Annotated in this window: 12 protein-coding genes; 10 read left to right on the top strand and 2 right to left on the bottom strand. The window is 69.1% G+C overall.

Going from position 1 to position 15,468, the window contains the following annotated elements; all coding sequences use genetic code 11:
• Window positions 1-325: 325 nt before the first annotated feature.
• From J7E97_RS01020 to J7E97_RS00980, 9 genes are all read left to right on the top strand, one after another.
• Complete coding sequence (locus J7E97_RS01020) at window positions 326-1,168, top strand: FAD binding domain-containing protein (RefSeq protein ID WP_308346149.1); 843 nt, start codon at window positions 326-328, stop codon at window positions 1,166-1,168.
• The gene (locus J7E97_RS35460) at window positions 1,165-3,222 is read left to right on the top strand and encodes a 2Fe-2S iron-sulfur cluster-binding protein (RefSeq protein ID WP_251053553.1); all 2,058 of its coding nucleotides are present in this window, start codon (window positions 1,165-1,167) and stop codon (window positions 3,220-3,222) included. The genes J7E97_RS01020 and J7E97_RS35460 overlap by 4 nt, the downstream gene beginning before the upstream one ends.
• On the top strand, window positions 3,219-5,579 hold the full coding sequence (locus tag J7E97_RS01010; protein WP_215021346.1) for a xanthine dehydrogenase family protein molybdopterin-binding subunit: 2,361 nt from the start codon (window positions 3,219-3,221) through the stop codon (window positions 5,577-5,579). The genes J7E97_RS35460 and J7E97_RS01010 overlap by 4 nt, the downstream gene beginning before the upstream one ends.
• A 142-nt stretch (window positions 5,580-5,721) precedes the next feature.
• Window positions 5,722-6,222 carry a hypothetical protein gene (locus J7E97_RS01005; RefSeq protein ID WP_215021345.1) on the top strand — a complete coding sequence of 167 codons (501 nt, stop codon included), beginning with the start codon at window positions 5,722-5,724 and terminating at the stop codon, window positions 6,220-6,222.
• Window positions 6,222-7,712 (top strand): WXG100 family type VII secretion target, encoded by a 1,491-nt coding sequence (locus tag J7E97_RS01000; protein WP_215021344.1) that lies wholly within the window; start codon window positions 6,222-6,224, stop codon window positions 7,710-7,712. The genes J7E97_RS01005 and J7E97_RS01000 overlap by 1 nt, the downstream gene beginning before the upstream one ends.
• Before the next feature lie 21 nt (window positions 7,713-7,733).
• Window positions 7,734-8,927 (top strand): type VII secretion-associated serine protease mycosin, encoded by a 1,194-nt coding sequence (gene mycP, locus J7E97_RS00995; protein WP_215021343.1) that lies wholly within the window; start codon window positions 7,734-7,736, stop codon window positions 8,925-8,927.
• A gap of 84 nt (window positions 8,928-9,011) precedes the next feature.
• Window positions 9,012-9,434, top strand: coding sequence for a hypothetical protein (locus J7E97_RS00990; protein ID WP_215021342.1), 423 nt, complete (start codon window positions 9,012-9,014; stop codon window positions 9,432-9,434).
• Between the two features lie 12 nt (window positions 9,435-9,446).
• Window positions 9,447-11,738 carry a hypothetical protein gene (locus J7E97_RS00985; RefSeq protein WP_215021341.1) on the top strand — a complete coding sequence of 764 codons (2,292 nt, stop codon included), beginning with the start codon at window positions 9,447-9,449 and terminating at the stop codon, window positions 11,736-11,738.
• 118 nt (window positions 11,739-11,856) lie between these two features.
• On the top strand, window positions 11,857-12,525 hold the full coding sequence (locus J7E97_RS00980) for a hypothetical protein (RefSeq protein ID WP_215021340.1): 669 nt from the start codon (window positions 11,857-11,859) through the stop codon (window positions 12,523-12,525).
• A gap of 392 nt (window positions 12,526-12,917) precedes the next feature.
• Here the strand turns inward: J7E97_RS00980 and J7E97_RS00975 are convergent, their stop codons facing one another.
• Window positions 12,918-13,283, bottom strand: coding sequence for a hypothetical protein (locus J7E97_RS00975; RefSeq protein ID WP_215021339.1), 366 nt, complete (start codon window positions 13,281-13,283; stop codon window positions 12,918-12,920).
• Window positions 13,284-13,546: 263 nt separating this feature from the next.
• Here J7E97_RS00975 and J7E97_RS00970 point away from each other — a divergent pair, with 263 nt between their 5' ends.
• Window positions 13,547-14,185 (top strand): hypothetical protein, encoded by a 639-nt coding sequence (locus J7E97_RS00970; RefSeq protein ID WP_215021338.1) that lies wholly within the window; start codon window positions 13,547-13,549, stop codon window positions 14,183-14,185.
• Between the two features lie 451 nt (window positions 14,186-14,636).
• On the opposite strand, the gene J7E97_RS00965 is transcribed toward J7E97_RS00970, so the two are convergent.
• A complete protein-coding gene (locus tag J7E97_RS00965) occupies window positions 14,637-15,284 on the bottom strand; it encodes a hypothetical protein (RefSeq protein WP_215021337.1) in 648 nt (215 codons plus the stop codon).
• Window positions 15,285-15,468 lie beyond the last annotated feature (184 nt).

The raw sequence follows: 15,468 nt of genomic DNA, 5'->3' as shown, positions 1-15,468 counted from the left end.
TTGGCGGGGCCGCGGAGGAGCGTCGCCGCGACGCGGCGACGGCCCTCGGGAGGCCCCCGGGCGGGGAGCGGGCGGGCGGCCGACCCTCGCGTCCGGTGCCGCGGAAGATGTGCCAGAGTTGCCACGTCCCGGCGGTGAGCACGTACCGTACGGCGGACAGGCGTGAGCGCCGGGACCGGGACATCGGGAAGGGGCAGCTGGGTTGACCACGCACGCACCGCACACACCGCAGGCACGGGATTCTCAGGGTCCCCGGGACGAGCCGCAGGCGGGGAACGCGGCGCGGCCCGCGACGCGCGCCGCGGGGCAGTCCGCGACGCAGTCCGTGACGCTGCCGACCTCGCTCGACGAGGCCGTGGCGGCGCTCGCCGCCATGCCCGCCGCCGTCCCCGTCGCGGGCGGCACCGACCTCATGGCGGCCGTCAACGCCGGACTGCTGCGCCCCGCCGCCCTCGTGGGCCTCGGCCGGATCAACGAGATCCGCGGCTGGCAGTACCAGGACGGCCACGCGCTGCTCGGCGCCGGCCTCACGCACGCCCGGATGGGACGGCCCGACTTCGCGGCCCTGATCCCGGCCCTGGCGGCCGCCGCGCGCGCCGCCGGGCCCCCGCAGATCCGCAACGCCGGCACGCTGGGCGGCAACATCGCCACCGGCGCTCCGACGGGAGACGCGCTGCCCGTGCTCGCGGCGCTGGAAGCCGTCCTCGTCATCGTCGGACCGGACGGATCGCGCCGCGAGATCCCCGTCTCCCACCTGTTGGCCGGGCGGGAGATGCTGCGCCCGGGGGAGCTGATCGGCTTCGTGCGGGTGCCGTTGCTGCACGCGCCGCAGGTGTTCCTGAAGGCCACGGGGCGTACGGGTCCGGGGCGCTCGATGGCGTCCGTGGGGCTCGTACTGGACCCCGCGCGCCGGGGTGTGCGCTGCGCGATCGGCGCGGTCGCCCCGATGCCGCTGCGGCCGCTGGAAGCCGAGCAGTGGGTGGCTTCGTTGATCGACTGGGACGGGGACCGCAGTCTGGCCCCCGAGGCGCTGGAGGCCTTCGGCGAGTACGTCGCGGCCGCGTGCGTGCCCGACCAGGGGGAGCCGGTGGCTCCCGCGGTACTGCATTTGCGGCGGACGGTGGCCGTGCTGGCACGGAGGGCCCTGGGGAGGGCGCTGAGCTCATGAGTGAGAACGAGAACACGGGTCCCGCGGGTCCCGCTTGGGGCTGGGAGCCGGTGCCGCACGGCGGCGAGTACGACTCCGACGCGACGGCTTTCGTGAAACTGCCGCAGGACATGCTGGACGCGCTCGGCACCGGCGAGCCGCTCGCGGCTCCGGGGCACGGGTACGTGCCGCCGCCGATGATCGTGCCGCTGGGCACCGCGAGCGCGGATCCGGCGGCCACGGGGACGTGGTCGATTCCGGTGCGGTGGCCGGAGGCCGGTTCGGCGACTCCGGCGGGCACCGGTGCGTCCGCCGGCGGCGCCGCCGTCGGCGGGTCCCAGGCCGCGGCGCGGGCGCCGATCCCGGCCTCGGTGCCGATGCCGGCTTCGGTGGCGGCCGCGTTCGCGGAGCCGTTCGCCGAGCCGTACGCGCAGCCGGTCACGGAGTCGTACGGGGAGTCGTTCGCCGAGCGGTACGCGGAGCCGGTCACGGAGTCGTACGGGGAACCGCTCGACGAGTCGTACGCGCGGTCGTACGCCGAGCCCGGCGCGGACGGGGACGGCGCCGCGCGCGAGTCGGGGGAGACCGCCGAGTGGCGCTTCCCCGAGGCCGCCGCGTCCGACGTGTGGGCATCCGGCGGCACGGGTGACACGGGCAGCTACGGGCAGCTCGCGGCCTCGGCCGACTGGAGCCAGGCCCCCGCGACGCTGCCGGGCGGGGCCGCGGCCCCGTGGGCGAGCCATCCGGACTTCGAGGGCGGGCGCGGCTACGCGGAGCGGCAGCCGGGACCGGGGCCGGACGAGGGCTTGAGCTCCGGGGTGCTCCCGGCTGCTCCCGCAACCGGAGCCGCCGGTGCGTCCTTCGGCGGCCCCGCCGGCGCGGCCCCGGGGCGCGGCCCCCGGGTGCTGGGCGGCCCGGGCGTCGGTACCCCGCTCCCGGTGGAGTACGCCGAGCCCGAAGGGGAACCGGCCCACCCCGCCCCGCAGGACATCGAGGCCGACCACGGCCCCGCCCCGGCCCCGATGACGGGGGAACGGCCGCATCCGGGAGCGACGGAGCCCGCGCAGGAGCCCGAGGCGACGCAGGCGGCGCCGGCCGGTGACGCGCGGACCTCCGGCGAAGCCGAGGACGCGCCCGTGCCGAGCGAGGACAACGCCGACAGTGCCGTGGCGGCGGCCCCGGCGGAACCGGGCGAAGGGACCCCGGCCGGGGAGGCGGCGTACGCGGGAGTTGGCACCGACGAGCCCGACGGGCAGGATGCCGCCGGCGACGACGCGGCCGCCGACGCCGGTGCCGCGGCGCACCACGAGCACCCGCCGGCCTCCTACGTGCTGCGCGTCAACGGCGCCGACCGGCCCGTCACCGGCGCGTGGATCGGCGAGTCGCTCCTCTACGTGCTGCGCGAGCGCCTCGGTCTCGCCGGCGCCAAGGACGGCTGCTCGCAGGGCGAATGCGGCGCTTGCGCCGTGCAGGTCGACGGCCGGCTCGTCGCGTCCTGCCTCGTCCCGGCCGCGACGGCCGCGGGCAGCGAGGTCCGGACGGTGGAAGGCCTGGCGACCGACGGGGAACTGTCGGACGTGCAGGAGGCGTTGTGCAGGTCGGGCGCGGTGCAGTGCGGCTTCTGCGTGCCCGGCATGGCCATGACCATCCACGACCTGCTGGAGGGCAACCACGCCCCCAGCGAGCTGGAGACGAGGCAGGCGCTCTGCGGCAACCTCTGCCGCTGCTCGGGCTACGCGGGCGTCATCGACGCGGTGCGCGAGGTCGCCGCCGAACGCGAGGCGGCGTCCGGAGCGGCCGCCGCGGCCTCGGCCGAGGCGCGCATCCCGCACCAGGCCCCGCCGGGCGAGGGCGGCGTGCACGGAGGCATGCACGGTGGTCAGGGCATGCACGGGGCTCAGGGCATGCACGGTGGTCAGGGCCTGCAGGGTGGAAACGGCGCGCAGGGCGGAAGCGGCGCGTACGGCAGCCAGGGCGACGGCCTGGACGATCACGGCAACCACGGCGACCAGGGCACCCACGGCAACCAGGGCGACTACGGCGACCACGGCAACCACCAGGGAGACACGGCGTGAGCGCCCACGACGCGGCGACGGCACCGGCGGGCAGCGCGGCGGGCGCCGCCCCCTCCTCGGCATTCTCCGACGGGCCGACGCAGGCCGACGGGCCGGAGCGGGAAGTCCCGCGCGGCATCGGCGCGTCCGTCCCGGCCGCCGACACCCGCTCCAAGACCGAGGGCACCTTCCCCTACGCCGCCGACCTGTGGGCCGAGGGCCTCCTGTGGGCCGCCGTGCTGCGCTCCCCGCACGCCCACGCCCGCATCCTCTCCATCGACACGTCCGCCGCCGTGGACATGCCCGGCGTGCGCGCCGTCGTCACCCACGCCGACATCCCCGGCGCCACCACGCACGGCCGCCGCGTCGCCGACCGGCCGGTGTTCGCGCACGACGTGGTGCGCCACCACGGCGAGCCCATCGCCGCCGTCGCCGCCGACCACCCCGACACCGCGCGCCTCGCGGCCGCCGCGATCACCGTCGAGTACGAGCTCCTCGACCCGGTCACCGACCCCGAGCAGGCCTTCGGCGCCCCCGCCCTGCACCCCGACGGGAACCTGATCCGGCACATCCCGCTGCGCTACGGCGACCCGGAGGCCACCGGCGAGATCGTCGTGGAAGGCCTCTACCGCATCGGCCGCCAGGACCCCGCTCCCATCGGCGCCGAGGCCGGGCTGGCCGTGCCCCGACCCGACGGGGGCGTGGAGATCTACACCGCCTCCACCGACCCGCACACCGACCGCGACCTCGCCGCCGCCTGCTTCGGGCTCGACCCGGACCGGGTGCGCGTGGTCGTCACCGGCGTTCCGGGAGCCACCGCCGACCGCGAGGACGCGGCGTTCCAGCTCCCGCTCGGCCTCCTGGCGCTCCGCACCGGCTGCCCCGTCAAACTCGTGGCCACCCGCGAGGAGTCCTTCCTCGGCCACACCCACCGCCACCCGACCCTGCTGCGCTACCGCCACCACGCGGACGCGGAAGGCCGCCTGGTCAAGGTCGAGGCCCAGATCCTGATGGACGCCGGCGCCTACGCCGACGACTCCTCGGAATCCCTCGCCGCGGCCGTGGCCTTCGCCTGCGGCCCGTACGTGGTCCCGCACGCCTTCGTCGAAGGCTGGGCGGTCCGTACGAACAACCCGCCGTCGGGCCACGTACGCGGCGAAGGCGCCATGCAGGTCTGCGCGGCCTACGAGGGCCAGATGGACAAGCTCGCCGCCGCCCTCGGCATCGACGGGGCCGAACTGCGCCTGCGCAACGTCCTGGCCACCGGCGACCTCCTGCCCACCGGCCAGACGGTGACCTGCCCGGCCCCGGTCGCGGAACTCCTGCGTTCCGTACGGGACTACCCGCTGCCCGCCCTCCCGAAGGACACCCCGGAGGAGGACTGGCTGCTCCCGGGCGGCCCGGAGGGCGCGGGCGAACCGGGCGCGGTGCGGCGCGGGGTCGGGTACGGCGTCGGCATGGTGCACATGCTCGGCGCGGAAGGCACGGACGAGGTGTCCACGGCCACGGTGAAGATCGTCGGCGGTTCCGCGACGGTCATCTGCGCGGCGGTCGACACCGGCCAGGGCTTCTCGACGCTCGCCCGCCAGATCGTCCAGGAGACCCTGGGCGTGGACGAGGTCGTCGTGGCCCCGGTCGACACCGACCAGCCGCCGGCGGGCCCGGCGGCGCACGGGCGCCACACGTGGGTGTCGGGCGGCGCGGTGGAACGGGCCGCGAAGATGGTCCGGACGCAGCTGCTCCAGCCGATGGCCCACAAGCTCGGCATGTCCACGGAGCTCCTGCAGATCGCGGATGGCCGGATCACGTCGTACGACGGGGCCTTCTCGACGACGGTCGCGGAGGCGATGGAGGGCAAGGAGCTCTGGGCGACGGCCCAGTGCCGGCCCCACCCGACGGAGCCGCTGGACGCGGACGGCCAGGGCGACGCCTTCGTCGGCCTCGCCTTCTGCGCGATCCGCGCGGTGGTGGACGTGGACATCGAGCTGGGCTCGGTACGGGTGGTGGAGCTCGCGGTCGCCCAGGACGTCGGCCGCATCCTCAACCCCCGCCAACTGGAAGCCCGTATCGAAGCGGGCGTCATCCAGGGCGTCGGCGCCTCCCTGACGGAGAACCTCCGCACGGCCTCCGGCCTGATCCGCCACCCCGACCTGACGGGCTACGCCCTGCCCACGTCGCTGGACGCCCCGACGGTCCGCATCGTCAAACTCGTCGAGGAGCGCGACGTGGTGGCCCCCTTCGGAGCGAAACCGGCCAGCGCGGTCCCGGTGGTCACCTCCCCGGCGGCAGTGGCCTCGGCGGTCCGCGCGGCCACCGGCCGGCCGGTCAACAGGCTCCCGATCCGGCCATCGGCGGCGGTCGCGGTGCCCAACTCGTGACCTTGTGACCCTGATTGCACCTGCAACCCGAAACTTGGGTCTGTCGGACTCTCTCGATAAGGTGATCGGGGACACCGGTGACGTACGCGTGCGAACGCGTACGAACGGGGTCCGAACGGGGACGGGGAGCGGGGAGGTCGTTATGGCAATTGACTATGGGCCGGGCGTGTTCGGTGTGGACTACGGCGTGGGCGTCGCCCTGCCGGGGGCCGTGGGCGCACTGGCCGTCGAGTACGAGTCGATGACCGCGTACAAGAAGCGGGTCGACGGCCTGCTCGCGAAGCTGAACGAATCCCCGGCGAGCGACAAGAAACTGGCGGACGGCACCCTCCCGACGGACTCGGTGGGCGAGGGCTTCGCCGAGGCCAAGCGGCTCTACACGGCTTACACGAACGTCCACACGCAGCTCTTGGCCCTCTCGAAGGGGCTCGCCGACCAGATCGAGGCGCTGGGGATCGCGATCCAGACGGCCGGCAAGGGGTTCGGGGACGTCGACGAGGACACGAAGCGGCGGATGCTGGCGATCAGCGAGCAGGCCAAGGAGAACTACGTTCCTGAGCGGGACCCGTTGGCTCCGCCGCCTCCGCACAATTCGGCTTCGCAGGGCGGCGCGTCGGCCGGTACTCACGGGGAGGGCTTCTGATGGCGAGGACGGACTTCGAAGGGCACACGCACCAGCAACTGCTGGCCATGCTCGCCTCTGCCAACGCGGACACCCTCAAGACGCGGGGTGCTCAACTCACCGACGCCGCTGCGGTCATCAAGGAGATCGGCGAGAGCCTCAAGGAACACCGGGTGACCGGGTGGGAGGGCGAGTCGTCCCAGGCGTTCCAGGAGTGGGTCAGCCAGACGGGCAACGCAACGCTCCGGCTGAGCGAATACAGCGCCGCGGGCGGCAAGCAGATGACGCAGGCCAGCCAGGTCGTGATCGAGGTCAAGGCCAACATGCCCTCGTACGACGCCGGGGCGGCCGCCAACCTGAAGGCGGCTCGGGAGTTCCACAACGACCCGGACTCGCAGCAGGTCGGCCAGGAGGCAACTTCGAAGCTGAACGGCGACCACCAGCAAGCGGTCCAGCAGATGACGAAGCTGGCGCAGGGGTACGAGGCGTCGGCTACCGGGATGGAATCGGCGGAGATTCCGACGTTTCCGAAGCTGCCCCCGACGTTCGTTCCACCGAAGCTCGACGACGGTGGACAGGCGGTGACGCGTCCTGGGGGCGACTCCACAGGCACTGGTGGTACACGCGGGACGTACGCCCCGGTGGCGGGGGCTCCCAGCGGTTCGTCGTATGCGCCCGACTCCACATCCGGACCGCAGCCAGGGCCGGTCGGTATTTCGACCGGGACCACAAGTCCGACACCGGGCCCCATCTCGGTGCTCCCCGACCGCAATGTAGGCACCGACCTCAACACTGTCGGCACACTCCCGGACAGGACTCTCCCACCGACCACGGGTGTGCCCGGAGGCGTAAATCCGTCTGGTCCGGGCGGTGCCGTTACTGGTGTCACACCGGGCGGGTTCATTCCGCCCATGACGGTCCCGCCCGTTGGCGGTATGTCGAGGCCCGGGAGCGGTATCGGCCCTGGCAGCCTCGCCCACGGCGTCCCCGGTATGAGTGGTCCAGGCGGGAAGGCCGGAGGGCTCGGCGGCATCGCCGGCCTGCCTCCGCGTGACAGCGGGATCGTAGGCGGACGGCCAGTGACGTCCGGCGGGCCGAGTGCAGGCATTCCGCGGGGCACAGTCATCGGTGGCGAGGGTGGTGCTCAGACGACCGGCCGCGGCATGGGTGGCATGGGCGCTGGAGCCGGGGGCGCGCACGGCGGTGTCGGCGGTTCCATGGCCGGGCGTCGTCTCGCCATGGAACCGGGTGGTGCGGTCGGCGGGCGCCAGGCGGGTGCCGGCGGTCGTTCGGTCGCTGGCGGTCAGCCGTTCACTCAGGGCGGGTCGGGGCTGGTCCGAAATGGATCGGGTGCTGGTTCGACGGCTCGTCCGATGGGTCACGGTGGCGCGGGTGCTCATGCTCCGGGCCTGCGGGGTGCAGGCCAGAGCGGTGAACGCCCGGACTATCTGGCCGAAGACGAAGAGACATGGCAGGGCGGCCGTAGCGTCGTTCCGCCGGTGATCGACTGAGTGGAGCGGACGTTGCACGGGATGCGTATGCGTAAGGCGACCGCGGCTTTGGCGGGTTTCCTGCTGGCCGGGGTCGCCGCGACCCCGGCCCATGCGGAGACCATCCGGTCGCAGCAGTGGCATCTCACGTCGATGAAGGCCGACGACATCTGGAAGACCAGCAGCGGCAAGGGCATCACGGTTGCTGTCATCGACGGCGGTGTCAATCGCATCCCTGAACTGGACGGGCAGGTCGTCCCCGGAAAGGACTTCGCCACGACCTATGACGGGGACGAGCGAACGGACTCGAATGAGCACGGCACCACCATGGCTGCGTTGATCGCAGCTACGGGTGCGCATCCCAGTGGTGACGGGGCGTTCGGGCTCGCTCCTGGTGCCAAAATTCTTCCAATCCGTGTCCCCGAAGCTGTCGACGTTAAGAACGCGGCCTGGACCGCGGCGATCCGATTCGCGGCAGATTCGGAGGCGAAGATCATAAATATCTCCCTGGGGTCGCCTGCCGAAGACCCGGCACGCCTTGAAGCGGTGAAATACGCCCTCTCCAAAGGGAAGTTGATCTTTGCCGCTGTCGGTAATGACGGGGGCTCTACGAACGAAGTCATGTATCCGGCGGCGACGCCCGGTGTGGTGGGTGTCGGCGCCGTCGATTCTGCTGGCAAGGTGACTGTGGAGTCCCAGCACGGCTCTCAGGTCGACTTGTCCGCACCCGGCGTGGACATCGTTACGGCCTGCTCCGGCAAGACCGGGGTGTGCAAGAACCACGGCACAAGTGACGCAACCGCCCTCACCTCCGCCTCGGCCGCGTTGATCTGGTCCGCCCACCCCGAGTGGACCAACAATCAGGTGCTCCGCGTCCTGATGAACACAGCGGGCAAGCCCACTGACGGCGCCGAGCGCAGTGACTTCATCGGCTACGGCATCGTGCGTCCCCGCATCGCGGTGGTCACTCCCGGCGACCCCGGCCCGGCCGATGTCTACCCGCTCCCCGACCTCGCCGCAGCCGGCGGCGGGACGGGAGCGAAGAGCTCGCCCGCGCCCTCCTCGGACGGCAAGACGCCCCAGTCCGGCGGCGCCTCCACACCCGCACCCGCCCCCCAGGCCGAGGCGAAGAAGGACAGCGGCAGTGTCCTGCCCTGGATCGCCCTCGGGCTCGGTGCCTGCGTGATCATCGGCGGTGCCGTTACCGCGGTCGTCGTGCGGCGCAGGAACAGTTGACCCACCCAGCGCCACCACGCATGGCCCGTAGTGCAGTGCACGCCGGGCAGAGTCAGAGGCATCGGCAGAAGGAGTAGGGCACCCATGTCGTTCGACGAGGAATGGTCCGCCGCCCGGACCACCGCCGCAGCCAACGTCTCCATGCGGCTGAACCACGTCCCGACGGAGCCCGGTCCCGGCGGTGGCGGCGACCTCGAGCTCAACCAGGACCACATCGGCGAAGTGGGTTCCGAGGCCTACAAGCTCCACACGCGGCTCTCCACCGACGGCAAGCACGCCGCCACCGCCACCGCCGAGGCGGCCGGCGCGCTCACCCGCGAGAACTTCGCGAGCGGCGCGGCCCTGCTGAAGGTCAACACGCGCTGGGAGAGCCAGCTCAAAACCCTGATCGCCGCCTGCGCGAACATCTCCAACGGCTTGAACTACTCCCTCTCTTCCCACAACAAGGAAGAGCAGCAGCTGCACGCCGATTTCACGTCCTCCAAGATCGACCAGCTTCTCAAGTAAGGCGACGGACACGTGCTGACGTACGAGAACGTGATGAACGCGCCCCTGGGACAGCTCCAGACCGCGATCACCGACTGGGCCGCGATGGTCAAGAAGCTGGACGAGCTGGCGGAGTCGGCGCGCAACGGCATGAAGGCCAAGTCGGACAAGGCCCAGTGGAACGGCGTCACGGCGGGCGTCGCCCGCCCGTTCATCGACAAGACGGCCAAGGAATTCGACGACGCGGCCAAGGAAGCCAAGGGCATCCACCTGCTGCTCGCCGACGGCCACGCCACCATCAAGGCGGTGCAGGAGCAGATCAAGAAGCTGGTCGCGGACGCCCCGGCCGCCGGGTTCCGGATCGACGAGACCGGGCGGGTGTCCGCCATCCCGCTCGCCGATGCACAGGACCGGTACGCGGCCCAGCACGATCCGGACTACCAGACCTCTCTCCGCACCAATCAGGGCCTGTGGCAGGAGCGGGTCAACCGGGCCGTCGAGGACGCCCAGGACGCCGACGACTCCCTCGTCCGCGCGCTCCAGGCCAACGTCACGGACGACAACAACTTCACCGCCTCGAAGTACACCACCCTGGACGCCGAACAGGTCGACCGGGCGGCCGCGCTGATGAAGAAGGTCACCGGCGAAGGCGGCACGGCCCGCAACCCCGAGGCGCTGCGCGAGCTGGAGGACCTGCTCGACGACAACCGTGAGGACCCCGAGTTCGCGACGGGCTTCTACCGGACGGTGGGCCCGGAGGGGACCTTGGAGATGTACTCCACGATGTCCCTGGACGCTACGGGCCTGGGGCCGGCGGGCAAGGACCGTGCTCTGATGGTCGCGAACATCCAGAGCGACATGGGCGCGATGCTGGGGCTGGCCACGCACAAGGACGTCCCGAACCACCTCGACGCCGCCTGGACGACCCAGCTGATGAAGGCGGGCCGCAAGGAGATGCAGGTCACCGGCGGGGTGACGACGATCTACGGTTACCAGGCTCTCGGTGCGCTGATTCGCGAGGGCAAGTACGACACGGAGTTCCTGACCTCGGTCGGGCGCGACATGGTCGCCATGGACCGCAAGGACCCGAAGGCCTGGGAGTACCACACCCCGTACGGCCTGGACTCGGTCCTCAATCAGGGCGAGGGCGGCGGCCGGGGCTTCTACCCGCTGACCGGGCTCATGGAGGCGCTGGGCAACAACCCGGACGCGGCGACGGCCTTCTTCAACGAGCCGGTCCGCGAGGACAGCAACCACGACGGCATCGTCACCAAGGACGACAAGCCGGTCAAGGGACAGCACGGGCAGCCGCAGGGCACGGTCGACTACATGCTCGACAAGAAGCCGTACGTGGACAGCTTCGACATGACGAAGGCGGGCGACCCGCACGCGGCCCAGGAGGCGCTGGGCGGCGCCCTGGAGGCGGCGGTAACGGGCCGCGTGGCGGGCGACGAAGACGCCAAGCCCGTACCGCACACCGGCCCGATGACGGACGTGATGGAGCGGGTCGTCACGAAGATCGGCGATGACCCGTCCTTGGTGGCGCAGGACCCGGACGACGAGGACAAGAAGCCGACCCTGGGCTCCCTGGCCGGACACTTCGGCAACATGGCGGCGGAATACATTCCGGACCTCCAGGCGGCCGCAGAGAACGGCGGGAACCAGATCAAGGTCGCCGGGACAATGGCCGAGTTCGACGAGGCGACGGTAGCCCGCTTCCTCAGCGCCGTCGGCCAGGACCCCGGCGCCTACGGCGTGATCACGAATGCCAACCAGGCGTTCACGGCGGTTCTCGTCAACGATGTCGTCCAACACCGGGGCGACTACACCATGCTGGGCGAGGCGGTGGAGAACGCCGTACAGCCTGGGGGTCAGATCGCCGGAATGATGACGGAGGCCCGCGCCCAGGGCATGCATGCGGAGACGGCGCACAAGAACGAGGAGTACGTGAAGGGCGTCGAGGACGGGGCGAAGTGGATCAACCGCGGCATCTCCGCCGCCGGTGGCAAGTACCTGGAAATGGTGCCGCTTGCCGGTGATCTCGTGGAATGGGTCCAGGAGGATGTCACCGAGTATTTCGTCGAGGACGCCAAGGACACGGTCAAGGAGAAGACCTCCGACACAGAAAAGGCCGTGGGGCAGATGTACTCGCAGAGCGACGCGAGCACGAGCAGCGCTGCCGGGAACGCGGTCCGCAACGCGGCCGCTGACTCCGGCCTGTCCCAGAAGGACATCGATACGCTGGCTGGTACGGCCTCCAAAGAGTCCTCGGTGGCTCATTCGGTCGGCCGTAACCTGGTGGCCAGCTCGAAGAAAGCACCCTGATGCCCGCTGGCGAGGCCGGTGAGAGCCGGCGGCATGCCACACACCCGGGCCGAGAGGAAGTGCCGATGTGCATTCAGCTGATGAAGGACGACCAGGACTTCCTCCGCAGGGGGCTGATGTGCGCGTCCTGACGGTTTCCACCGCCCGCGTCGCGGCACTCGCGGTACTCGTGGCCCTGGTCGCGGGATGCACCACGTCAGATCCCGAGTCGAAGGCATCGCGTTCGGTCAAGAGTCCGGAAGTGGATCTGACGGAGGCATGCCCCGGGCTGATCACGGACGCCGCCGGTGAGGCGCTGATGCACGTGCTGCAGTCCTCGGATCTGGTCAATGACGACGCGCAGACCGTCGGTGTCACGGCGATGGGCAAGGCGCTGGAGGAGACGTACCGCGCTGGGGCGAAGGTCCGGGAGTTCACTGCTCCTGTGTGTACCGTCACCGGAATCGTGGGCAGCGGGAGGCGGGTGGGAGAGATCCGCGTCGCTGCCGAGAGTGGGAACGCCGGCACTCCGGGAACTGCGCGGACGGGGGTTCGGGTGACGCGCGCTGACAAAGAACGAGGCGTGGCTTTCGACTGCGTGAGTACTCGTGTCGGTTCCACACACGACATGCCGCTGCGGATCACGGCCTTGTACACGGACCAATACCAAAACAGCAAGGGTGACGCCGCGCTGGGTGAGGACTACCTCGTCCTCGCCCACTCCGCCGCGCGTGCGATCGCCAAAGAGTCCAGATGCGAGAACAACGGCGGACTGCCCGACGGGGCCGCTGCCCTCCCGAGGTCGTGACGTAGCGGGCCGAGCGCTGCCGGACGGCAGAGAAGGCCGCTCGGGGGAACCTTCCCCTGAGCGGCCTTCGTCGTGGAAGCCGTGACCGGAATCGAACCGGCGTAACTCGCTCTGCAGGTTTGTCCGTGATAGGTAGAACCTGATCCGGACGTGTTCATGGACGTACGGTCCCGTACGGGACCAGCGATCACCGGAGGTGCATGAACGAGCATGTACGGCCGCGCACAGCATGAACGAGACGGAAACTGCGACGGCGGGCAGAACCCAGGCAGTGCTGGCCAGGCGTTCGCAGGCCAGAAAGCCTGGCAGCTCCTTGGCCTGGCCGCGCCGCTGTGGGTTGGCTGCTTGACGAATTCTGTCTGAAGGCCGGGAGCGCGGCAGCTTTAGTCCCCCTAATGCGGTTCTCCTAGCCATGGGGGGTCACATTCCAGGATGCATTCGCCGTGCCAAAATGTGCAGCAGTCGGCGCTGCGCGCGGGGTCTCGGTCGACGTATTCCGTGATGAGGCGGCCGTCTTCGATGCGGGCCACGCCTACTTGCTTCCTGAAGTCGATCTTTAGGATGTCGAGTTCCAGGGTCATGCATTTGATGGCGTACTTGTCGGCGGCCTCGGGATACTGGGCGAACAGTTTGTCGAGTGCGGCGAAGAACTCGGGGTCACTCTGCGGCCCGCAGCTAGCTTTGGCGTTCATGGCAATGCTCCAAAGCGTTGAGTGCTCTGAATCCCTCCCCCAGGGGAGTGCGTTGAACTCCTCCACTGTCATCGTATCGCGGGCTTCAAGCCGACGCCACTCAGCCGCCTTGGGTCCAGCAGCGACCGGTGAGGACTGGCGCTAAACGTGGCTCTGACGGGTGCCAACAGCCACGCGCCTGCAGCCCCCATAAATGTCAACTATGTGACCCCCTACAGGGCGCCCTGTCCTCAAGTAATGCCGCCTACAGGTTGATTTCACGAGTTGCGTGGGTTCAGATCCGGGGATTGCATGGGAGTACGGCGAACACAGGTCCCACAATTCGGATCGTGACGCACCTCCCCCCCAGGAGCGTCGACGCCCGCGCACACCCGACTGCCGCCACTGCTCCGTATTCGGGCGCACCGGCGGGGTGCGCCATGTCTAGTGGAAGGGCGGTTTTCGAGGCTCAACTGATCTGGAAAGCGCGGGGAGAAAATATCATGGCCGAAAAAATCATTGATGTTACGCTGGCAAGCATCACCAACACGGGAACGCGTTCGGTATCCCCATATGGCGGTATATCTGCTCGCTCAGTTCGCGTGAAAGACCCAGGGCAAACATTTCAATCCGGGCTCCTCTATTACGTAGAAGCGGGAAAGCCGATCCATGAGAGTGGGGTACTGTCCATCAAGCCAGGAAAGAGCCTGACATATAATTCCACACAACGCCTCTCCATTTTCCACTTCGACGCATTGGAGAGTGGCGGTTTTAATCAGATGCTAATGATTGACAGCAGCCTTTGGCAACACATGGTGACCACTGGCGGATCCAATGAAACTTTCTATTTTGCAGGTCGAAAAAAGGTGTTCTTTGTCGACCTCGAAGGATTTTTCGATTTCCCGTGGTCGTATAGAGCCCAATATGAAGACGATGAGCGCAAGTTCGAGGCGAATTATACAGTGAACCTTATTTCTTCCTCCGGGTGACACCGTCGCGATGTCTCGGGCATGGTTCGTTCGCGGGGCATCGCCTGGCGGCGTTGGCAGCCGTCAGTCCGCCCACGTCTCAGGGCCCCCGCCCTCCCACCGGAAGAGCCGGCGTCCGTGATGTCCACGTCTTCCCAGTCGGGCAGTTGCACGCGTCGAAGGAACATGTGGAGATCGCGCTCCGGGCGAGCAAGGCGCAGGATCGTCCCGTCCACGTACACACGGCGGGCGCCCTCACCGTCCGAGTGGTGAATCCCCGCCAACTTCGCTGCCGGCTGGGCAAGCGAAACCGGGTTGCGGGCCAGCGCGCCGGGCTCGGCCCGAGCCCGTATATTTCCACCCTCCTGCAGTATCGAGGTGGCCGCCAAGGGGATTTTTCTCTTCCTTATGGATTTCCTAAGCTGTCTAGCGTGCCCCTGGCCTGTGCCGGAGCCCTTATTGCGGACGAGTGTTACTCCTCCGACCGAACCTCGGCCCGATCCGGCACAGGGGTTGGCGGTGCAGCGACCGTGATTGCCTCAGCGGGGCCTTCGTCTTGGGACGGCCTCTGCCTCATACAGTGCAGCATCGCTGAAACCATCGGCCAGTTCATGTCCGCCAAGTGGCTTTTGAAGTCGAATGACTTACTCATCTCATGAGCGAACGAATCAATCCATAGGTGGTAACGCCAGCGCCTTCCCCCGAAGATAAGTGAGCGGCGAACAGATACGGTCAAGCCCAGCTCAACTTCGTACTCGCGCACCAATGTCGGATATACGTTCACGTATTCCGTCATATACTCCGCAGGAATGCTTTCCGCCATCCCCTCGAAACGCACGGACATCCCCATGTCAAATGCTGGACCTGAAATTGCGAGAGATCCGTCAGGATTTCCTTTGATAGAGCTGTCTGCGGGAAGAGTCAACTCGAATCTATGAAAATAATGGTCGCCGTTAAAGGCCACGACGACCTCGCCGCGGTCCGATGTCCCATCGCTAGGCCTAAATCCGTCTCTATCCGACATGTCGCGCGAAAAGAGTTCCAGGAAGCGATTAGAAAGTAGGACATCGGGAATGTCGTTACGCTGATAGCCGCGCAGGTCGCCCGCCCGGACGCTCATCCCATTTAAAATAGTCGGACAGGTGGACGCAAAGCCGCTCGATGGCTACATACTCGAACGCCTCTCGGAGTAGTCGAGCACTCGCCACGGGGTGAGGGCCGTAGCGGCCATCGACTTCGCGCCACATGGACGAGAGAGGCTCACGGTCCCATTGGCGCCGTAGGGCGGGGTTTTCGGCAAATGC

This window comes from Streptomyces sp. ISL-66 (assembly GCF_018614135.1).
Lineage (GTDB): Bacteria > Actinomycetota > Actinomycetes > Streptomycetales > Streptomycetaceae > Streptomyces.
The sequence above is the reverse complement of the archived record's forward strand: the minus strand, read 5'-3'. Positions and strand labels throughout refer to the sequence as shown.

What these genes read in the sequence shown, in the direction of transcription:
- J7E97_RS35460 (WP_251053553.1), top strand. Translation starts at nt 1,165, where the DNA reads ATGAGTGAGAACGAGAACACGGGTCCCGCGGGTCCCGCTTGGGGCTGG.
- J7E97_RS01005 (WP_215021345.1), top strand. Translation starts at nt 5,722, where the DNA reads ATGGCAATTGACTATGGGCCGGGCGTGTTCGGTGTGGACTACGGCGTG.
- J7E97_RS00990 (WP_215021342.1), top strand. Translation starts at nt 9,012, where the DNA reads ATGTCGTTCGACGAGGAATGGTCCGCCGCCCGGACCACCGCCGCAGCC.
- J7E97_RS01000 (WP_215021344.1), top strand. Translation starts at nt 6,222, where the DNA reads ATGGCGAGGACGGACTTCGAAGGGCACACGCACCAGCAACTGCTGGCC.
- mycP (WP_215021343.1), top strand. Translation starts at nt 7,734, where the DNA reads ATGCGTATGCGTAAGGCGACCGCGGCTTTGGCGGGTTTCCTGCTGGCC.
- J7E97_RS00965 (WP_215021337.1), bottom strand. Translation starts at nt 15,284, where the DNA reads ATGAGCGTCCGGGCGGGCGACCTGCGCGGCTATCAGCGTAACGACATT.